This window comes from Comamonas trifloxystrobinivorans (assembly GCF_043359985.1).
In the GTDB taxonomy this organism is placed as follows: domain Bacteria; phylum Pseudomonadota; class Gammaproteobacteria; order Burkholderiales; family Burkholderiaceae_C; genus Comamonas; species Comamonas trifloxystrobinivorans.
The window spans coordinates 77,868-98,211 of the sequence record NZ_JBHZGV010000008.1 but is presented as its reverse complement, the minus strand read 5'-3'; the positions used below and the strand labels follow the sequence as shown (position 1 = coordinate 98,211).

Genomic DNA, 20,344 nt, shown 5'->3' with positions numbered 1-20,344 from the left:
GCCGGCGCGCAGACGAACTCTCTCCGCGCCAAGGCGCTCCGTTCAAACAGCGTCTGCGAGTCAGAGCACGAAGTTTGGCTGTCCTACGGCAGCCAAACTGCCGGCGTTAACTCCGATCGCAGGCGCTGGCTGGAAGGGGTGGAGGGCTCCAAACAGCCTGCGAGAGTTGTGCCGATTTTTCTTCTCAGGGTGCAGCAAAGCCTGATGGCCTGCTTCGTCGCAACCAAGCATACGTGGCCATCTCTCTACCTCAAAAAGAAGACTCTCAACGCAGGCAATACAGCTGGCTTCGTCACCACGCTGATGCTCCCTGAAACTCAAGACGAAGCAGTAAAAAAGGCCATCGAGTGATGGCCTTGAGGTGGTGTTTTTTGGGGCTTTACTTCACTACCATCAGCGTGAACGGATACACGTAGGCTTGCAAAGTAACGAATATGCCCACCAAGCTGGCCAGCGCTATCGAGTGGAAAAACACATAGCGCAAGATGTCGCCTTCGTGGTTGAACCAGCGCGTGGCGGTGGAGGCGACGACGATGGATTGGGCGTCGATCATCTTGCCCATCACGCCGCCCGAGCTGTTGGCTGCGCCCATCAGGTTGGCCGACAGGCCCAGCTGTTCAGCTGCCACTTTTTGCATGCCGCCGAACAGCACGTTCGATGCGGTGTCCGAGCCCGTCAGCGCCACGCCGAGCCAGCCCATCATGGTGCCGAAGAAGGGGTAGAGCACGCCGGTGTTGGCAAAGGCCAGGCCCAGCGTGGTGTCGGTGCCCGAGTAGCGGGTGAGGGTGCCCAGGGCCAGCATCAGCACGATGGTCAGCAGCGAGTAGCGCACCAGCACCAGGGTTTTGAAGAACTGCTTGACCAGGGCCACCGGGCTGTATTTCATGACCAAGCCGCCCACAATGGCCGATAGCAAAATGCCGGTGCCGGTGGCCGAGAGCAGGTTCAGCACGTAGACCGCGCCTTCCTTGGTGGGCTTGGGCACGACGGGAGGCACTTTTTCGATCAGGTTGTGCAGGCCGCTCATCGGGAACGAGGGCGCAAACAGGCCGTTGAGCGCAGCCTTGACCGAGGGCAGGCCCCAGATGAAGACGAAGACGGTAAGAATGGCCCAGGGCGTCCAGGCGCGGATCACGTCGGCACGCGAATGCTGAGTGATGGCGCGGGCGGCCGTGCCTTCGCTCTCGCCGTTGATGCGGCCTTTGAGCGAGGTAGAGCGCCAGATGGTCTTGGGCTGCCAGATGCGCAAGAAGGCGATCAGGCAGGCCATGGAGACGATGGCGGCAATGATGTCCACCAGCTCGGGGCCGATGAAGTTGGACACCAGGTATTGCGGAATGGCGAAGGACAGGCCGGTCACCAAAATGGCGGGCCAGATTTCCATCATGCCCTTGCGGCCGGCAAAAGCCCAGATCAGCCAGAACGGCACCAGCACCGAGAAGAAGGGCAGCTGGCGGCCCACCATGGCGGTGACTTCCATCAGGTCGTAGCCATGCACCTTGGCCAGTGTGATCACCGGCGTGCCCAGCGCGCCGAAGGCGACCGGCGCGGTATTGGCGATGAGCGACAGGCCTGAGGCCGCGAGCGGCGAAAAGCCCAGGCCAATGAGGATGGCCGCCGTCACCGCCACCGGCGTGCCAAAGCCGGCCGCACCTTCAAAGAAGGCGCCAAAGGCAAAGGCGATCAGCAGCAGCTGGATGCGCCGGTCCTCGGTGATGCCGGCGATCGAATCCTGCAGCACCTTGAAGCTGCCGTTGTGCTCGGTCAGCTGGTGCAAAAAGATGATGTTCAGCACGATCCAGCCGATTGGCAGCAGGCCGGTGAGGCCGCCAAACAAGGCTGCGCGGCCTGCCATGTCGGCCGGCATGCCGTACACCAGCACAGCGATCAGCAGTGCGCACACCAGGCCCGCGCCTGCGGCGATATGCGCCTTCATGTGCAAGAAACCCAGGCCAACCAGCATCACCACCACTGGCAGCGCGGCCAGCAAGGTGGAGAGCACCATATTGCCCAGGGGGTTGTAGATCTGTTGCCACACCATGCCACGCTCTCCTTGATGAGGTTGCACACCGCAACACTGGCAGGGCCAGCGCGGTCAAGACAGGATGCACAACCGTTGTTATGACTGAAACGCCTTGATGTATAGAACCTCGACATAATGTCGGCCTGACAATTGGTTTGCAGTTCAGACAAACCCGAAGCCTGTGTGCGCCGCTGCCGCCTGAGTGACAGCCCACGGGGCAGGCGCGTTGGCTGAACCCGGGCATTGCCGCCAACATGGCAGATGCTCTCCTCCCCGTATTGCTGAAAGACAACTTGTGGCCGATTTATCCAAGATCACCTGTATCGAAGACCTGCGCGTGCTCGCCCAACAGCGCGTGCCACGCATGTTTTATGACTATGCCGATTCGGGCTCTTACACCCAGGGCACGTACCGCGACAACGAAGCCGCTTTCCAGAAAATCAAGCTGCGCCAGCGCGTAGCCGTCAACATGGAAGGGCGCAGCACGCGCAGCACCATGGTGGGCCAGGACGTGGCCATGCCGGTGGCGATTGCGCCGACGGGCCTGACCGGCATGCAGCACGCCGACGGCGAAATTCTGGCGGCGCGCGCGGCCAAGGCGTTTGGCATTCCGTTCACCTTGTCGACCATGAGCATCTGCTCGCTCGAAGATGTGGCCGAGAACACCGGCCGTCACCCGTTCTGGTTCCAGCTTTACGTGATGCGCGACCGCGATTTCATGGAGCGCCTGATCGACCGCGCCAAGGCCGCCAACTGCTCGGCACTGCAGGTGACGCTGGATCTGCAGATCCTGGGCCAGCGCCACAAGGACATCAAAAACGGCCTCTCCACACCGCCCAAGCCAACGCTGCGCAACCTCATCAACCTGGCCACCAAGCCGCGCTGGTGCATGGGCATGCTGGGTACCAAGCGCCGCAGTTTTGGCAACATCGTCGGCCACGTCAAAGGCGTGGCGGACATGAGTTCGCTGGGCTCGTGGACGGCCGACCAGTTTGACCCAAGCCTGAACTGGAACGATGTGGAATGGATCAAAAAGCGCTGGGGCGGCAAGCTGATTCTCAAGGGCATCATGGAAGCCGAAGACGCCCGTCTGGCCGCCGAGACCGGCGCAGATGCGCTGATCGTCAGCAACCACGGCGGCCGCCAGCTCGACGGCGCGCCCGCCACCATCGACGCGTTGCCGTCGATTGCGCAAGCCGCCGGCAAGGACATCGAGGTCTGGCTCGACAGCGGCATCCGCAGCGGCCAGGACGTGCTCAAGGCGCGTGCGCTGGGCGCACAGGGCACGCTGATCGGGCGCAGCTTTTTGTACGGCCTGGGCGCTTTTGGCCAAGAGGGCGTAGCCAAGGCGCTGCAGATCATTCAGAAAGAGCTGGACACCTCAATGGCGTTTTGTGGCCACACCAACATCAACACGGTGGACAAGAGCATTCTGGTGCCGGGTACTTATCCGTTGCCGTATTGACGAGCTTTTGCGGGCAAGGCTTTGGGGCTGAGTCCGTGAGAGGACGACAGCGCAGCCAATGATGGCTGCGCTGTTTTTGTTTGTGCTTTGCGCGGGTGTGGCTGGGTCAGTTTTTAACTGGCGGTTGGCTAGGTTTGCTTGCGGCCGGGGGCAGCGAACGCGTAGCGGTGAGCGTTTGTGCCCTCTGTTTGGGACCTCTGCGCTTCGCGCAGATGCCGGGATTTCGCCCCGGCAGGCGACCTCCCTTTTTGTTGCACGACAAAAAGCGAGGGGAAAAAACGTGCCCCGCAGCCAGCGTCCCCGAAAGCTTCGCGTAGCGAATCTTTCGGGGCAACCTCCGCTCGAAGCAAACGCCGGCGTGCGTCATAACTCTCTCCGCGCCAAGGCGCTGCGTTCAAACAGATGACGCAAGTCAGAGCACGAAGTTTGGCTGTCCTGCGGCAGCCAAACCGCCGGCGTTTACTCCGATCGCAGGCGCTGGCTGAAAGGGGAGAAACAGCCAACAGCCTGCGTGAATTGCGCGATGAAGGTCAATAGTGCTTGTTCAAAGGCTGCTATTCCGTGATGAACCGTAGGGCGAAAGGGTGGCCGTTGCAAGGCCTATTGCTCTCTAAATCCTGAAATGGCATGCCCTATTGCCTTGCGCTCAAAGGCAGCGCGTGTCTGCAAGTATTTGTCAAGACTTGCAAAAATTTCTTTGCTGGCGCGTTGTCCTACATGGGGCGGACATTTTCGCTTTCTAGACTGCTTGGATTGCCGACCCTGCATGCTGGGTGGGTGATGCTCACCACAGGAGGAACCGGATGTTTGACACGCTGATTCGAGAATTTGCAGGTCGCTATGGCCTGGGCGATAAATCCAAAGACCTGATCGCCATGGTGCTGGCCTATGTCACCGATCCGTCCAAGGGCGGGCTCTCGGGTTTGTTGGAGCGGGTGCGCGGGGCTGGCCTGGGTGAGATGGCGGCCAGTTGGCTGGGCACGGCCACGCCGCCGCAAGCTCCCAATAACGACCAGGTGGAATCGCTGTTTGGCGCATCCGGCGGCCTGCTGGCCACCATCAGCGACAAACTGCATCTGCCGCGCGATGCGGTGACATCGGCAGTTGGCAGCTTGTTGCCGATGCTGGTGTCGCGCCTGACGCCCGGTGGCACCGTGCCTGCGGCTTTGCCGGCGGAGGTGTCTGCACTCATTGGCAGCGGGCAATCCATGCTCGGCGGCCTGGTGGCCGGTGGCGCCGCAGTGGCTGGTACGGGCATGGCGGCTGCGTCTGCGGCTGCATCTTCTGCCGCATCGTCGGTGGGCGCGGCAGCCAGTTCCGTCGGTTCGGCCGCTTCCGCTGCTGGTGCTTCTGCGGCGCAAGCGGCCAGCGCGGCCGGTGGCGGTATTGGCAAATGGGTGCCTTGGCTGATTGGTGCTTTGGTGGTGATTTTTGGCATCACCTATTGCGGCAAAAAGTCGCCCGAGAGCGCGCCTGCGCCCACGGCGGCACCAACGCCAGCACCGGCTCCAGCGCCCGCTCCGGCACCTGCACCGGCCCCAGCTCCCGCGCCTGAGCCGGCCCCAGCTGCAGCTCCCGCAGCCGCACCGGCCGCCGATGCGGCGCCCACGGGCGCAGCGGTGCTCGACAGCCTGGTGCAAGACGTGCCCAAGCTGCAGGTTTTCTTTGACTCGGGCAAGGTCGAGGTGCCGGCCGAGTTCGCCGACAAGGCCAAGGCCATGGTGGCTTATCTGCAAGCCCACGCTGAGCAGAAAGCGGTGATCTCGGGCTTTAACGACCCGACGGGCGACGCCGCCAAGAACGCCGAGCTGTCCAAGCAACGTGCCACGGCCGTGCAAGCGGCGCTGGTGGTTGCCGGCGTGCCGGTTGACCGCACCGTGTTGGAAAAGCCCGCGGAGACTTCGGACACAGGCGCCACCAACGCTGCTTCGCGCCGCGTCGACGTGGTGTTGCGCGCCAACTGAGGCAGCTCCAAGCAGCCAGCCCAAGCCGCCGCGAGGCGGCTTTTTTGCACCCGCTTGCCAGATGCCGCTGTCACTCATCGCCAAATGCAGGGGCGGGCGCTGGCCCGATCGCCTAGCATTTCAGACTTGATGCAGGAGTGTTTGGGCCATGGCTAATGAGACGGGGGCAGCAATGTCTTGGGGTGGTTGGTGGATTGCGCTGGTGGTGTTTGCGGCCGTGGCGCAGACCGCGCGCAATGCCGCGCAGCGTTCGCTGACCGCAGAGCTGGGCACCTGGGCGGCCACGCTGGTGCGCTTTTTGTACGGCTTGCCGCTGGCCGGGCTGGCACTGGTGCTGCTCTATACGGTTCCCAGCACGCCGCCGCAGATCACGCATTGGAGCTGGGCCTACTTTGGCTGGATTGCGCTGGGCGCTTTTTTCCAGATCGCTGCAACCGGCGCATTGCTGCTGGCCATGCAGCAGCGCAATTTTGCGGTGGCGGTTACTTTGTCCAAGACCGAGGTTCTGCAGGTCGCCTTGTTTGGTGCGGTGTTTTTGCATGAGCTGCCCACCGCCTGGGCTTTGGGGGCCATGGCGATTGCCACGGTAGGCGTGGCCTTGCTGTCCATGCCGCCGCGCCAGCCCGGTGCGCGCTTTGAATGGCGCAGCAAAGCGGCTTTGTACGGCCTGATCTGCGGCGCTTGTTTTGCGATTGCCACCGTGGGTTTCCGTGGTGCTGCGCTGGAGCTGCAAGCGCCCACCGCCTTGCTCTCCGGCGCTTGGGGCGTTTTCACCGCGCAGTGCATGCAGACCTTGGCCATGGGCCTGTGGTTTGTGTGGCGCGATCCGGGCGTGCTGGTGCGTATTGCCAAAGCCTGGCGCGTGTCGCTTGTGGCGGGTTGCATGGGCAGTGCGGCTTCGCTCGCCTGGTTCAGCGCCTATGCCTTGCAAAGCGCGGCTTCGGTGCGGACCTTGGGCATGGTGGAGGTGATCTTCAGCTACATCGTCTCGCGCCGCTTTCTCAAGGAGCAGTTGCGCCTGAACGAGAAATGGGGCATTGCGCTGGTGCTGATCGGCATTGTCATCATCTGCACGCAGTTGTGACGCTAGGTTGAACGGTTTTTGAGCGGCTGCAGTTGTCGCGTTGATTCCAAGCGCTTGTAGCACCCGTCTGACAGCAGTGTTTTTGTTGCGGGCGCATCATGGTTCTATCAGTCACGATGGGACCATAGCTATGACAACACAAAGTCCTTCCTCTGCTGCAGCCGGAACACCTCCGCACTACAGCGCCGAAGAAAAACGCCACCGCATCTTCGCCATCATGGCGGCCTCGTCAGGCAATCTGGTCGAGTGGTTCGATTTTTACGTTTACGCGTTTTCTTCGATTTACTTTGCCGCCGCCTTCTTCCCCAAAGGCGATCCGACGGTGCAGTTGCTCAATACCGCCGGCGTGTTTGCCGCCGGTTTTTTGATGCGCCCGATCGGCGGTTGGCTGTTTGGCCGCATCGCCGACAAGTACGGCCGCAAAAAATCCATGCTGATCTCGGTGACCATGATGTGCGCCGGCTCGCTGGTGATCGCCTGTTTGCCCACCTACGCACAGATTGGCGCGTTGGCGCCGTTTTTGTTGCTGCTGTGCCGCCTGTTCCAAGGCTTGTCGGTGGGTGGTGAATACGGCACTACCGCTACCTACATGAGCGAAGTGGCGCTCAAGGGCCAGCGCGGGTTTTTCTCTTCTTTCCAGTATGTAACGCTGATTGGTGGCCAACTGCTGGCCGTGCTCTTGATCGTGATTCTGGAGGCGCTCTTGACCGACGCCCAGCTGCGCGAATGGGGCTGGCGCATTCCCTTCGTTTGCGGTGCCTTGGCGGCCGTGGTGGCGATGATGCTGCGCCGTACCTTGCACGAGACGCAATCGGAGGCAGCCATGCACGACAAGGAAACCGGCACGCTCGGCAATCTGTTCAAGCACCACTGGCGCGCCTTTGTCACCGTGGTGGGCTATACGGCCGGCGGCTCGCTGATCTTCTACACCTTCACCACGTACATGCAGAAGTATCTGGTCAACAGCGTGGGCTTGCCGATCAAGACGGCCAGCTATGTGATGACGATTTGCCTGTTCATCTACATGTGCATGCAGCCGCTGTTCGGCATGCTGTCCGACCGCATTGGCCGGCGCCTGTGCATGATGCTGTTTGGCGCACTGGGCGCGATTTTCACCGTGCCGATTCTCACTAGCTTGCAGCACGCTTCCTCGCCTGAAATGGCCGGTTTGCTGATCGTGGTGGCGCTGGGCATCGTCAGCTTCTACACCTCGATTTCGGGCATTGTGAAAGCCGAGATGTTCCCGCCCGAAGTGCGCGCACTGGGCGTGGGTTTTGCTTATGCGGTGGCCAATGCCATTTTTGGTGGCTCGGCCGAATTTGTGGCACTGGCGCTCAAGAGTGCCGGCCACGAGAGCGCCTTCTTCTGGTACGTGTCGGCGATGATGGTGATCGCCTTCCTGTTCAGCCTGCGCCTGCCAAAACAGGCGGCGTATCTGCACCACGACCACTGAGCGGCCAACGATCTGCCACAGCGAACCCGGCCTGCGTGCCGGGTTTGTTTTGCGCGGCGACAATAGCGCGGTGAGCCCCGATTCTTTTGCCCCGTTGCCACCGCGCCGCCGCATTGCGCACCTGGACATGGACGCTTTTTATGCGTCGGTCGAGCTGCTGCGCTACCCGCAGCTCAAGGGTTTGCCGGTGATCATTGGCGGCGGGCGCCGGCGCGAGGACGATGCGCTCACCGCTGCCTACGGTGGGCGGCTTGCGGAGATCCCGGTGGCGGCTTTTCCGCTGCTCAAAGACTACGTGGGGCGCGGCGTCATCACCACCGCCACCTACCAGGCGCGGGCCTTTGGCGTGGGCTCGGCCATGGGCATGATGAAAGCCGCCAAGCTGTGCCCGCAGGCGATTTTGCTGCCGGTGGATTTTGCGCGCTACCGCCAGTTTTCGCGCCAGTTCAAAGGCATCATCACCGCGATTGCGCCGCAGATGGAAGACCGGGGCGTGGACGAGGTCTACATTGATTTCACCCATGTGGAAGGTGGCCAGCACGAGCAGGGCCGCACGCTGGCGCTGCGTCTGCAAAGCGAGATTTTTGCCGCCACCGGGCTGACCTGCTCGGTAGGCGTTGCGCCCAACAAGCAACTGGCCAAGATGGCGAGCGAGTTCAACAAACCCAACGGCGTCTCGGTCGTGTTGGAGAGCGATCTGCAAAGCCGCATCTGGCCGCTGGCCTGCCGCAAGATCAATGGCGTAGGCCCCAAGGCCGATGCCAAGTTGCAGGCGCTGGGCATCCAGACGATTGGCGACCTGGCCGCGCGCGAGCCGCTTTGGTTGGTGCAGGAGTTTGGCCGCAGCTATGGCGCCTGGTTGCATGCATCGAGCTGGGGGCGCGACAGTCGGCCGGTGGTGACCGAGAGCGAGCCGGTGTCGATGAGCCGCGAGACCACGTTCGATCGCGATCTGCACGCGGTGCGCGACAAGGCCGAGCTGGGCGCCATCTTCACCGAGCTGTGCGAATCGGTGGCGGCCGATCTGCAGCGCAAAGGCTATGTGGGCCGCACCATCGGCATCAAGCTGCGCTATCCGGATTTCAAGATTGCCACCCGCGACCACAGCCTGCCGCTGTATACCAGCGATGCCAAGGCCATCCGCCACGCGGCCGGCCAGTGTTTGAAGCGTGCGCCGCTGGACCAGCGCTTGCGTTTGCTGGGCGTGCGTGTGGGCAATCTTTTGCCGCAGGAACAGGCGCTGGCGCAAGGTTTGGTGGGCGATGCGCAGGCAGTCAAAGCGGCAGAGAAAAAGGCACAGTACGCACTGCACGACAAGGGCAGCGACCCTTACACCTTGCCCCTGTTTACGGACGATGAGTAGCGCTTATTGGCGCGCCGTGCGCACGTTGGCGGGCAGCGCCATCGGGTGGCTGGTGCGCAGCGGGTTGATGTCCAGCCCGCCACGGCGTGTGTAGCGCGCGTAGACGGTCAGGCGCAGCGGTTTGCACTGGCGCCAGATGTCGACAAACATGCGCTCCACGCATTGCTCGTGGAACTCGTTGTGGTTGCGGAAGCTGACGATGTACTGCAGCAGCTTCTCCTGGTTGATGGCCGGGCCGGTGTAGCTGATGCGCACGCTGCCCCAGTCGGGCTGGCCGGTGACCAGGCAGTTGCTTTTGAGCAGGCGGCTACAAAGCACTTCGGTCACGGGCGCTTCGTCGAAAGCGGCGGTCAGCAGCTCGGGCGCGGGCTGGTAGTGCTCGCAATCGATATCCAAGCGGTCCAGGTTCAGACCGTCGAGCTCTTGCACGGGCTGGGCGTCGAACATTTCGGGGTCGATCAGCTTGACGCCGATGGTGGCGCTGTGCGGTGCGCCACGCCAGACGGCTTCGCTCACATCGGCTACCAGCTTGGCGCGCACTTCGTCGGCCGTGGCAAAGCGGCTGTTGTTGATGCTGTTGAGGTAGAGCTTGAAGGATTTGCTCTCGACGATGTTGGGCGTTTCGCAGGGAATGGTAAAGCTCACCAGCGCCACCTGCGGCTTGCCGCGCAGATTGAGCCAGGAGACCTCGTAGGCCGTCCACAGATCGGCGCCAAAGAAAGGCAGCTTGTCGGCGGCAATGCCGAGCTCTTCGCGCTTGGCCGCACGGGGCAGGGGAAAGAGCAGGGTGGGGTCGTACTGGTCGATGTACGCCGAGCGCTGGCCCAGGGGCGATTGCTCGGGTTGGGGAGAGAAAGTCATGCTGGGGGAGAGAAAACGGCTGCGGCCTGCGGGTGAGGCGGCAGCCGCTGTTTTTATTTGAATTCGCCTTCGCGCAGCCACTTGGTGGCTATCCATTTTTCGCCGCGTACTACGGGCGAGCCGCCATGCAGCGATTTGGTCGACGGCTCTGGCGTGGCGTAGCTGAAGAACACCGCATTGCCACGGCGCGGCGCCACCTCCACCCCGACGTCGGGGAAGCTGGTGCCGCCGCCGGCTTCGGGGTTGTTCAGGTAGATCACCAGGGTGGCCACGCGCTGGCCGCCGCGCTTCAAGATGGTGGGCGTGCCGGGTTGGCTAGGGTCAAAGTAGTCGTAGTGCGGCTTGTACTCGGCACCGGGCCGATAGTGCAGCACTTGCAGGCCTTCGCCATGGCTCTCGGGCCAGTTCACCAATTTGGCGATGCGGCGCTCCAGCGTGGCGACGACGGGCGTTTCCTCGCGCTGAAAAAACATGCCATCGCTGGTACGGTCGGCGTTGACTTCTTCGCCGCCGGTCTTGGTTTCCACCGTCAGCGAGCGCTTCATGCGCGGCTGGGCGGAGGCGATGATGGCGTCGCATTCCTCGTCGGACAGCAGGTTGCCGAAGACCACGATGCGCGGGTGCTTCATGCTCAGCAGCACGCTGACCTGGCGGTCGCCCACGTCGATGCTGCCGGGCTGGTCCATCAGGGCCGGCTCGGGCAGCGGGCGGCTGATCTGGGTGGCGATCTCGGTGTTGGCCCCTTGCACGCTTTGCAGGTGTTCGGTGAGCACTTTTTCCATGGCCGATTCGGCCACGTCTTCGTTCCAGCCGGCGTCGACCATGGCTTTGAAGACACTTTGGGCACTGACGCCGGCGCTGGCCTGTTCAATGATCCAGGCGCGCAATTCCGGCGTGATGGGTTGCGAGGCGGTCATGGCTTTCCTTTCGCGGCCATTGTGCATCAATCGGCTTTTCTGCGGAAAACCAAATGCTCGGCCGTGGAGACGTCACTGGCGTAAGCATAGCCATCGGTGTTGAATTTTTTCAACACGGCAGGCGTTTTGGCCTGGTGTTCAATGGCGTAGCGCGCCATCAGACCGCGCGCTCTTTTGGCAAAGAAGCTGATGATCTTGTACTGGCCGTTCTTGTAGTCTTCAAAGCTGCAATCGACTACGCGGGCGCGCAGCGCCTTGCGATCGACCGATTTGAAGTATTCCTGCGAAGCCAGGTTGATGACCACGGGCGCGTCTTCGCCCGCTTGCTGTTGGTTCAGGTAGTCGGCAATCTGCGTGCCCCAGTACTGGTACAGGTTGCTGCCTTTATCAGTGGCCAGGCGGGTGCCCATTTCCAGGCGGTAGGGCTGCATCCAGTCGAGCGGGCGCAGCACGCCGTACAGGCCGCTGAGCAGGCACAGGTGCGATTGCGCCCAGTCCAGCTGCTTGGCGCTCAGGCTCTGGGCCTGCAGGCCGTCGTACACATCGCCATTGAAGGCCATGATGGCCTGGCGCGAGTTTTTGGCCGTGAACTTGGGCGACCAGGCCTCATAGCGCGCCACGTTCAGCGCAGCGAGCTTGTCGCTGATGGACATGAGGCTGGCGATCTGTTGCGGTGATTGCTGGCGCAGCACGGCGATCAGCGCCTTGGACTGCGCCACAAACTGCGGTTGCGTGTGCGGCAGATCGGCCGGCAGCGGCGTTTCGTAGTCCAGCGATTTGGCGGGGGAGAGCAAAAACAACATGGCAATACGGCTTGTGATAATGAAACAGGCCGGAGGTGATCCGGCCTGTGTGCCTAGCTTTGGGGCTTAAGCGGCTGTGGGTGCGGGGCGTTCGGCTTCACGCTCAAACGGCAGCACCATCGCGGCCAGGTCTTTGCGGGTTTCGACCAGGACCAGCGGGCCTTCGTCGAGCACCACCAGCGGTGGCCGCTCGCGTGGCACATGCACGGGCTTGGGCTCGGCGGCAATGGCCGCTTGTACGGCTGCTACCTTTTCCACATCCGAATTGACCCATTGCAGACCGGCGTTGGCTGCGATGGCGTTGAGTTGCTCCAAGGGCAGCGTATAGCTGGCGATCTTGGGCAGGCCTTGGGGCGCTGGCTCAGCCACGGCAGCCACAGCTGCAATTGCTGGTGCAGCAGGAGCAACGGGTGCTACTGGTGCGGCAGCAGGCGCTTGTGCTACCACGGGCGCTGCTACCGGTGCAGGCGCGCTTTCGGCAACCACAGGTGCAGCAACCACTTCTTCCACAGCCACCGTCTCAGCCACAGCGGCCACGGCAATCGGTGCGCTGGCAGCGGTGTCAAAGTAGCTGCGGCGTGGTGCGGCTTCGGTTTCGGCCTGGGCAGTCACAGCGGGTGCTGCTTCTGCTTCGGCGTTCAGGCCTTCGGGGTTTTGCTCATCGCGTGGCTGGCGCTCACCGCGGTTGCGGCGGTCGCGGCCATAGCGGTCACGCGAGCGGCGTTCGCGGCGCTCTGGGGTGGCTTCGCCTTCGGCAGCGGGTTGGCTGCTGGTGGTGTTGCTGTCCAGATCGAGCGACGGCAGCGAGGCGATGACGGCTTCGGCGTCGACCGGGGTGGGTGCCAGAGCGGCGTTGTCGCGCTGGATCTCTTCGCCTTGGTTGCGGCGCTCGTTGCGCTCCGTGCGCTCGCCACGTTCACGGCGGGGGCCGCGCTCAGGGCGCGGTGCGCGCTCTTGGCGCTCGGCCTGGGCTTCGCCATTGGCATTGTCTGCCAGGGTGTTGACGGCGGCTTCGTCGCGGCGGTTGCGCTCTGGGCGCTCACCGCGCTGCTCGTTGCGGCGGCGGTTGTCGCGGCCTTCTTGCTGCTCGCCATTGCGGTTGCGGCCATTGCGCTCGCCTTCGGCGCGCTCACCGCGCTCCGTGCGTTCACCGCGCTCGCTGCGTTCGCCATTGCGGCGGTTGCCGTCTCGGCTGCCTTGGCCGTTGCGCTCACCGCGCTCGCCACGTTGCTCGTTGCGGCGGTTGCCATTGCGGCCGTCACGGCCTTCCTTGCGGGTTTCCTTGGCAGGCTCGGCCACTACGGGCGCAGGCGCTGCGACGGGAGCCGGTGCGCCAAAGCCGAAAAAGCGCTTGATGGCCGCCCACAGGCCGGTTTCTTGCGCTGGTGCCGCCACAGGCGCTGGTGCGGGAGCGGCGGCCTGGTTGGCGGCAGCGCGGGCAGCGGGCGCGGGGCGGGGTTCGGCGATGGGAGCCGGTGCGTCAGGCAACACGCCCTTGATGACCGGCGTTTGCTTGTTGGTGGGCTCTTGCGAGCGGCGGGTGAAGCCGACTTGTTCTTCCTCGGCATCGGCCAGCTTGTAGCTCGCCTCCATGGTGTCGAGGCGCGGGTCGTCGTGCTTCATGCGCTCGAGCTTGTAGTGCGGCGTTTCGAGCGACTTGTTGGGCACCATGGTGACCGAGACGCGTTGCTTGAGCTCGATCTTCTGGATTTCGGTGCGCTTTTCGTTGAGCAGGAAGGAGGCGACTTCGACCGGCACCTGGCAGTTGACGGCTGCCGTGTTGTCCTTCATCGACTCTTCCTGGATGATGCGCAGGATTTGCAGCGCCGAGCTTTCGGCGTCGCGGATGTGGCCCGAGCCGCCGCAGCGGGGGCAGTTGATGTGGGCACCTTCGCTCAGCGCGGGCTTGAGGCGCTGGCGGCTCATCTCCATGAGGCCGAACTTGCTGATGGTGCCGAACTGCACGCGGGCGCGGTCTTGGCGCAGCGCGTCGCGCAGGCGGTTTTCCACATCGCGGCGGTTCTTCGACTCTTCCATGTCGATGAAGTCGATCACGATCAGGCCGCCGAGGTCGCGCAGGCGCATCTGGCGGGCCACTTCGTCGGCGGCTTCCAGGTTGGTGCGGGTAGCGGTTTCTTCGATGTCGCCGCCCTTGATGGCGCGGGCCGAGTTGACGTCGATCGAGACCAGCGCTTCGGTGTGGTCGATCACAATGGCGCCGCCCGAGGGCAGGGTGACGGTGCGCGAGTAGGCCGATTCGATCTGGTGTTCGATCTGGAAGCGGCTGAACAGCGGTGCGTCGTCGCGGTAGCGCTTCACACGTGCAGCATGCTCAGGCATCACATGTGCCATGAACTGCTGGGCTTGCTCATAGATGTCATCCGTGTCGATCAGGATGTCACCGATTTCGTTGTTGAAGTAGTCGCGAATGGCGCGGATCACCAGGCTCGACTCTTGGTAGATCAGGAAAGCGCCCTTGCCAGCTTTGGCCGCGCCGTCGATGGCACCCCAGAGCTTGAGCAGGTAGTTCAAATCCCATTGCAGCTCAGGCGCGCTGCGGCCAATGCCGGCGGTGCGCGCAATGATGGACATGCCCTTGGGGTATTCGAGCTGGTCCATGGCTTCTTTGAGCTCGGCGCGCTCGTCACCCTCGATGCGGCGCGAGACGCCACCGCCACGGGGGTTGTTGGGCATCAGCACCACATAGCGGCCGGCCAGCGAGATGAAGGTGGTGAGCGCAGCGCCTTTGTTGCCGCGCTCTTCCTTCTCGACCTGAACGATCATTTCCTGGCCTTCGCGGATCACATCGTTGATGCGCGCCTGGCTGGGCGAGACGCCCTCGGCAAAGTACTGCTTGGAAATTTCTTTGAATGGCAGGAAGCCGTGGCGGTCTTCGCCGTAATCGACGAAACAGGCTTCCAGACTGGGTTCGACCCGGGTGACAACGGCTTTGTAGATGTTGCCTTTGCGTTGTTCGCGGCCTTCGATCTCGATCTCGTAATCCAGCAGCTTCTGGCCATCCACGATGGCGAGGCGTCGCTCTTCAGCTTGCGTGGCGTTGATCAGCATCCGTTTCATGATGCGCGTCCTTCGTAATGCGGGACTGGCAACCTTTGTCAGGCAGGTACCAGTCTCCAATCCCAAACAATAAACAGGCTCTTACTGGAGCCGCAGATGCAGGGACAGACGCAGAGAAACGGATGAAGGTACAGAGCGTGCCATGGTTTGCTGGTAATACTTTATGTCAGCACAGGCGGTTTTGGCACGCGGGAGAGGGCATATAAATAGCCGGCCAGCCAAGGAATGGCTGCCACCGGCTGCAGGAACTGCCCAGAAAACATGCGCACAGCGGGCACGGACGGGCGCACTGGCGCGCAGCTGCTGCTGCGCCAGAGAGTTGCCATCCAAGCCCACAAAATCATCATGTTGGTGTGCAAACGGTCCGTTTGGCAAGCGGGTGGAAGTCCACGCACGCTGCGGCAGGGGCCGTCAGAAATCTGTAATTTCGTTGTGTTTCACTGTGTCTGCCCACCCGACTGCTTGCCTGGCCTGCGCAATTTCTTGGTATGCAGGCGGCGGGGCAAGGCCGTCGGTCAGACATCGACCGGCCTGTGCGGGTACTGGTGGGTGAATTAAACTGCTCACCGGTTAACCAATAACTCTATCGCGCAGGTGAAACACATTATAGAGGGCAAACCGGGCGAGCCCCGTAGTCCGCAAGCAGCCCCGGTGGCTGTAAGGATGGTGCAAGTCCATCCAGATGATGCCGGTCAGCGGCTCGACAACTTTCTGATGCGCCACCTCAAAGGTGTGCCCAAGACCCATATCTACCGCATCATCCGCAATGGCGAGGTGCGCATCAACAAAGGCCGCACGGCCGCTGATGCGCGTGTGCAAGCGGGCGATGTGGTGCGTATTCCGCCGGTGCGCGTGTCGGCCAAACCCGAGGAGGCCGAGCGGGCCATTCCGGGCAGGGAATTCCCTTTGTTGCTGGATGACGACGCTGTGCTGGCCATCAACAAGCCGGCCGGTGTGGCCGTGCACGGCGGCTCGGGCGTGAGCTTTGGCGTGATCGAGCAGCTGCGCCGTGCCCGGCCCGATGCGCGCTTTTTGGAGCTGGTGCACCGCCTGGACCGGGAAACCTCGGGGATTTTGCTGGTGGCCAAAAAGCGCTCGGCGCTGACCCATCTGCAAGACCAGTTCCGCGAGCGCGAAACCGGTAAAACCTATCTGGCCCTGGTGATTGGCGAATGGCCGGCCAATAAAAAGGTGATCGATACGCCGCTGCGCAAATACCTGCTGCCTGACGGCGAGCGCCGTGTGCGCGCCACCACGGCGGACGATCCCGAGGGCATGCGCTCGGTATCGCTGGTCAAAGTGCAGCAATTGCTGCCAGCGCGCCACAGCCTGGGCCTGCCGGCTATGAGCTTGCTGGAGGTGACCATCAAAACCGGCCGCACCCACCAGATCCGCGTGCACCTGGCCAGCAGCGGGCACCCGATCGTCGGCGACGAGAAGTATGGCGATTTCGACCTGAACAAGCGCCTCGTCAAACACGGCCTCAAGCGCATGTTCTTGCACGCCTGGCGCCTGCAGTTCAACCACCCGCAGACCGAGGAACGCACCGAGTTGCGGGCGGAACTGCCCGATGAATTGTCGGAATTTGTAACTTCAGCGCAGGCCGTCCACTGAGTCTGGCGCTGGCAGCGCTTGCTACCATTGGCGCTTTGATATGTATCGCAAGGGGCTGCGCTTGCCAGCCAGCGCGGCAGCCCCTGTTTGGAGAATTGAGGCCCCATGACCCGACGTTTTGACCTGATTGCTTTTGACTGGGATGGCACCTTGTTCGACTCGACCGCCGCGATTGCGCTGTCGATCCAGGACGCAGTGCGCGATGTCGGTGGCACCGTCCCCAGCCTGGAAGCGGCCAAGTACGTGATCGGCATGAGCCTGCAAGGCGCGCTCAAGCACGCTGCGCCCGATGTGCCAGCCGACAAGATGGTCGAGCTGACCAACCGCTACCGCTACCACTACCTCAAGCGCCAGGAAGAGGTGAACCTGTTCGACGGCGTGTTGCCGCTGCTCGACCAGCTCAGCGCCAGCGGCCATTTGTTGGCCGTGGCTACGGGCAAGAACCGGCGCGGGCTCAACGAGGTGCTGGCCTCGACCTTGCTCAAGGGGCGCTTTGATGCATCGCGCACCGCCGACGAAACCGCTGGCAAGCCGCATCCGCTGATGCTGCAAGAGCTGATGGCCGAGCTGGGCGTGGAGCCTGAGCGCCTGCTGATGGTGGGCGACACCACGCACGATCTGCAAATGGCCTTGAACGCCGGCTGCGCCAGTGTGGGTGTGAGCTATGGCGCGCACGATCCCCAGGGCTTTGCAGCGTTGCAACCTTTGTATGTGGCGCACTCTGTTGCTCAGTTGCAACAATGGATGGCGGACAATGGCTGATACGCGCCCTTTTTACTGTTTGCCTGTACAGTGATTGGCGTGCCAGGCAGGAGCAGCAATGGCAGACCCAGCAGCAATTCCACTTTGTAATAGCAAGGATTTGAGCAACGGCGGCAGCGCCGTGCCCTTTGATGTGGTGTTTGCAGGCCAGACCTGCCGGGCCTTTGCCATTCGCTACCAAGATGCCGTGCATGCCTACTTGAACCGCTGCACCCATGTGGCGATGGAAATGGATTACCAGCCCGACCGTTTTTTTGACGATACCGGCCGCTGGTTGTTGTGCGCGACCCATGGCGCGGCCTATGCGCCGGATACTGGTGACTGTGCCGGTGGCCCGTGCCGGGGTGGCCTGGTCAAAATCGCGCTGAGCGAACAGGGCGGTGTGGTGTACTGGCACAGCGATTACCGCCTCCAACCTCTTGAGTTTTAAGATGAATCCGATGGATAACCAAGCCCAGCCGCCGCAGCCCACACCCGATTTGTGGGGCCAGGCCGCGCCCGCAGCCGCGGCGCCGGCCGCTGCTGCCGCTTCTCAGCCTGGCTGGGAGCGCTCGGTGCTGGAGCGCCTGGCGTTTGACACGCTCAAGGAGCAAAGAGCGGCGCGGCGCTGGAAAATCTTTTTCCGCCTGGCTTGGCTGCTGGTCTTTGTGGGCATGATGTTTTATCTGTTCAGCTCGGACAGCAGCAGCACCGCCACCTCGACCGAGCACACGGCGGTGGTGGAGCTGAAGGGTGAAATCTCGTCCGGCTCGGATGCCGGAGCTGAGTTCGTGATTGCCGCGCTGCGTACGGCGTTCGAAGACGATGGCGCCAAGGCGGTGGTGCTGCTGATCAACTCGCCCGGTGGCAGCCCCGTGCAGGCGGGCATGATCAACGACGAGATCGTGCGCCTCAAGGCTCTGCACAAAAAGCCCATGTACGCGGTGGTGGAGGAGTCTTGCGCCTCGGCCGCCTATTACATTGCCGCCGCCGCTGACAGCATTTATGTGGACAAGGCCAGCATCGTCGGCAGCATTGGCGTGCTGATGGACGGCTTTGGCTTTACCGGCACCATGGAAAAGCTGGGCGTGGAGCGCCGTCTGCTCACCGCTGGCAGCAACAAGGGCATGCTCGATCCGTTCAGCCCGATGAACGACAAGCAAAAAGCCTATGCGCAGCAAATGCTGGGCCAGATCCACCAGCAGTTCATCACCGTGGTGCGCCAAGGCCGGGGGGGCCGCTTGAAAGAGAACGAAGACACCTTCAGCGGCCTGTTCTGGACCGGCGAGCAAGCGGTCAAGCTGGGCCTGGCCGACGGCTTGGGCAGCCTGGACCAGGTGGCACGCGATGTAGTGGGCGCCGAAGAGGTGGTGGATTACACGCGGCGCGAGAACGTGGCCGAGCGCCTGGCGAAAAAGTTCGGTGCCTCGGTAGGCGCAGGTGCGGTGAGTTCGATGCGCTCGATGGTGCCCAGCATGCGCTGAGGCAGCGCTCACTGAGCTGCTGTCGCTCTCTCTCTATATATATAGAACAAGGCCGCCCGGCACATGCCTGGCGGCCTTGTTGTTGCGGGCCGCAGCCTCAGCGGCTTCAGCGACCTATGGCAAAAACCATGGGCGTGTGCTTGTCCAGCTCTACATTCAGCGGCTTCCACTGTTTGACCAGGCGGCTTTGGGTGCGCGCAGTCTCCAGCGTCAGCCCGCTGGAGATGGACAGCCGCGTATTGGGCTGCAGGTTTTGCAAGAGCGCGCCCAAGAGCGCCTGGTTGCGGTACGGCGTTTCAATAAAGAGCTGGGTTTGCCCCTGGCGCAGCGCCAGTTGCTCCAGCTCGCGCAGGCGGGCAGTGCGTGGGGCGCTGTCGCTGGGCACGTAGCCGACAAAAGCAAAGTTCTGGCCGTTGAGCCCGCTGGCAGCCAAGGCCAAGAGCAGCGAGCAGGGGCCCACCAGTGGCACGACGTCAATACCTGCATCGTGCGCGGCACGCACCACGGAGCTGCCCGGGTCGGCAATGGCGGGCATGCCGGCTTCGCTGACCAGGCCCACATCGTGGCCTTGCAAGGCGGCGGCAATCAGGCTGGCGGCATCGGCGCTGCCGGCGGCTTGCGGGTTGTGGTCGCCTTTCTTATGGGCTTCGCGCGGCAGCTCGGTGATGGTTTGCTGCTGTAGCGGCAAGGCCAACGGTGCAATCGCATCCACCCGCTTCAAGAAAGCGCGGCAGCTTTTGGCGTTTTCGCAAACCCAATGGGTGATGCGGGCCGCCGCTTGCACCGTGTGCGCGGGCAGTACATCGGTCAGCGGTGCATCGGTGGCGCAACCAAAATCGAGTGGCGTGGGTACGAGGAACAGTTTCCCTTTGGCGTTGTCGCTCATGGCAGTACCACTCCGGCGGCGCGCAGCAGGCGGGCAGTGCGAATCAGTGGCAGGCCGATCAGTGCGGTGGGGTCGTCGCTCTCAATGGCGTCGAGCAAGGTGATGCCCAGGCCTTCGCTCTTGGCGCTGCCTGCGCAGTCGTAAGGTTCTTCGGCGCGCAGATAGCGCTCGATCTCGGCGTCATTCAGCGCGCGGAAGACGGTGCGCACCACGGCGGTATCCGATTGCACAAAGCCGCTGGCCAGGCAAACCACGGCGACGGCGGTGTGGAACTGCACGGTCTGGCCGCTCATGGCGCGCAACTGGCGCACGGCCTTGTCGTGCGCCAGCGGTTTGCCCAGCGGCTGGCCGTTCAGATCGGCGACCTGGTCAGAGCCAATCACCACGGCATTCGGGAACTGTGCGGCCACCGCCTGGGCCTTGGCCAGGGCCAGGCGCAGTGCCAGGGCGCCAGGGGTTTCGCCCGCTTGCGGGGTTTCGTCCACATCGGGGGCGGCGCACTCGAAAGGCAGGCGAAAACGCTCCAGCAGTTCGCGCCGGTAGCGGGAGGTCGAGCCCAGAACCAGGGCGCGGGGAGTGAGGGAATCAGACATGCCCAGATTCTCTTA

17 protein-coding genes are annotated in these 20,344 nt (G+C 62.9%); 10 read left to right on the top strand and 7 right to left on the bottom strand.

What is annotated here, in order from left to right:
- Positions 1-204: 204 nt before the first annotated feature.
- Positions 205-351, top strand: coding sequence for a hypothetical protein (locus ACFIQF_RS11020; protein WP_393942773.1), 147 nt, complete (start codon positions 205-207; stop codon positions 349-351).
- Positions 352-379: 28 nt separating this feature from the next.
- Here ACFIQF_RS11020 and ACFIQF_RS11015 read toward each other — a convergent pair whose 3' ends face one another.
- Complete coding sequence (locus ACFIQF_RS11015) at positions 380-2,041, bottom strand: L-lactate permease (RefSeq protein ID WP_393942771.1); 1,662 nt, start codon at positions 2,039-2,041, stop codon at positions 380-382.
- Between the two features lie 277 nt (positions 2,042-2,318).
- Between ACFIQF_RS11015 and ACFIQF_RS11010 the strand changes: the two genes are divergently transcribed.
- The 5 genes from ACFIQF_RS11010 to ACFIQF_RS10990 all read left to right on the top strand — a co-directional run bounded on the left by ACFIQF_RS11010 (position 2,319) and on the right by ACFIQF_RS10990 (position 9,352).
- Positions 2,319-3,488, top strand: a complete 1,170-nt coding sequence (locus tag ACFIQF_RS11010; protein ID WP_393942769.1) for an alpha-hydroxy acid oxidase — start codon at positions 2,319-2,321, stop codon at positions 3,486-3,488.
- An 803-nt stretch (positions 3,489-4,291) separates the two neighbouring features.
- A complete protein-coding gene (locus tag ACFIQF_RS11005; RefSeq protein ID WP_393942767.1) occupies positions 4,292-5,452 on the top strand; it encodes a YidB family protein in 1,161 nt (386 codons plus the stop codon).
- 148 nt (positions 5,453-5,600) lie between these two features.
- A complete protein-coding gene (locus ACFIQF_RS11000) occupies positions 5,601-6,536 on the top strand; it encodes a DMT family transporter (protein ID WP_393942765.1) in 936 nt (311 codons plus the stop codon).
- 130 nt (positions 6,537-6,666) lie between these two features.
- Positions 6,667-7,989: an MFS family transporter gene (locus ACFIQF_RS10995; RefSeq protein ID WP_393942763.1), complete on the top strand. Its 1,323-nt coding sequence runs from the start codon at positions 6,667-6,669 to the stop codon at positions 7,987-7,989.
- 127 nt (positions 7,990-8,116) lie between these two features.
- The gene (locus tag ACFIQF_RS10990) at positions 8,117-9,352 is read left to right on the top strand and encodes a Y-family DNA polymerase (RefSeq protein WP_393943013.1); all 1,236 of its coding nucleotides are present in this window, start codon (positions 8,117-8,119) and stop codon (positions 9,350-9,352) included.
- A gap of 3 nt (positions 9,353-9,355) precedes the next feature.
- Here the strand turns inward: ACFIQF_RS10990 and queF are convergent, their stop codons facing one another.
- The 4 genes from queF to ACFIQF_RS10970 all read right to left on the bottom strand — a co-directional run bounded on the left by queF (position 9,356) and on the right by ACFIQF_RS10970 (position 15,011).
- The gene (queF, locus tag ACFIQF_RS10985; protein ID WP_393942761.1) at positions 9,356-10,213 is read right to left on the bottom strand and encodes an NADPH-dependent 7-cyano-7-deazaguanine reductase QueF; all 858 of its coding nucleotides are present in this window, start codon (positions 10,211-10,213) and stop codon (positions 9,356-9,358) included.
- A gap of 53 nt (positions 10,214-10,266) precedes the next feature.
- Positions 10,267-11,130 (bottom strand): 2OG-Fe(II) oxygenase, encoded by an 864-nt coding sequence (locus tag ACFIQF_RS10980; RefSeq protein WP_393942759.1) that lies wholly within the window; start codon positions 11,128-11,130, stop codon positions 10,267-10,269.
- Positions 11,131-11,156: 26 nt separating this feature from the next.
- Positions 11,157-11,933, bottom strand: a complete 777-nt coding sequence (gene yaaA / locus ACFIQF_RS10975; protein WP_393942756.1) for a peroxide stress protein YaaA — start codon at positions 11,931-11,933, stop codon at positions 11,157-11,159.
- A 66-nt stretch (positions 11,934-11,999) separates the two neighbouring features.
- The gene (locus ACFIQF_RS10970; protein ID WP_393942755.1) at positions 12,000-15,011 is read right to left on the bottom strand and encodes an Rne/Rng family ribonuclease; all 3,012 of its coding nucleotides are present in this window, start codon (positions 15,009-15,011) and stop codon (positions 12,000-12,002) included.
- 594 nt (positions 15,012-15,605) lie between these two features.
- Here ACFIQF_RS10970 and ACFIQF_RS10965 point away from each other — a divergent pair.
- The 4 genes from ACFIQF_RS10965 to ACFIQF_RS10950 all read left to right on the top strand — a co-directional run bounded on the left by ACFIQF_RS10965 (position 15,606) and on the right by ACFIQF_RS10950 (position 18,850).
- The gene (locus tag ACFIQF_RS10965) at positions 15,606-16,625 is read left to right on the top strand and encodes an RluA family pseudouridine synthase (protein ID WP_393942754.1); all 1,020 of its coding nucleotides are present in this window, start codon (positions 15,606-15,608) and stop codon (positions 16,623-16,625) included.
- A 105-nt stretch (positions 16,626-16,730) separates the two neighbouring features.
- Positions 16,731-17,387, top strand: coding sequence for an HAD-IA family hydrolase (locus tag ACFIQF_RS10960; RefSeq protein WP_393942752.1), 657 nt, complete (start codon positions 16,731-16,733; stop codon positions 17,385-17,387).
- Between the two features lie 58 nt (positions 17,388-17,445).
- Positions 17,446-17,817, top strand: coding sequence for a Rieske (2Fe-2S) protein (locus ACFIQF_RS10955; protein ID WP_393942751.1), 372 nt, complete (start codon positions 17,446-17,448; stop codon positions 17,815-17,817).
- Between the two features lies 1 nt (position 17,818).
- Complete coding sequence (locus ACFIQF_RS10950) at positions 17,819-18,850, top strand: S49 family peptidase (protein ID WP_393942749.1); 1,032 nt, start codon at positions 17,819-17,821, stop codon at positions 18,848-18,850.
- A gap of 106 nt (positions 18,851-18,956) precedes the next feature.
- On the opposite strand, the gene ACFIQF_RS10945 is transcribed toward ACFIQF_RS10950, so the two are convergent.
- Together ACFIQF_RS10945 and ACFIQF_RS10940 are read right to left on the bottom strand one after the other, a co-directional pair.
- The gene (locus ACFIQF_RS10945) at positions 18,957-19,736 is read right to left on the bottom strand and encodes an SAM-dependent methyltransferase (protein ID WP_393942747.1); all 780 of its coding nucleotides are present in this window, start codon (positions 19,734-19,736) and stop codon (positions 18,957-18,959) included.
- On the bottom strand, positions 19,733-20,329 hold the full coding sequence (locus ACFIQF_RS10940; RefSeq protein ID WP_393942746.1) for a Maf family nucleotide pyrophosphatase: 597 nt from the start codon (positions 20,327-20,329) through the stop codon (positions 19,733-19,735). Before ACFIQF_RS10940 ends, ACFIQF_RS10945 begins: the two co-directional genes overlap by 4 nt.
- Positions 20,330-20,344 lie beyond the last annotated feature (15 nt).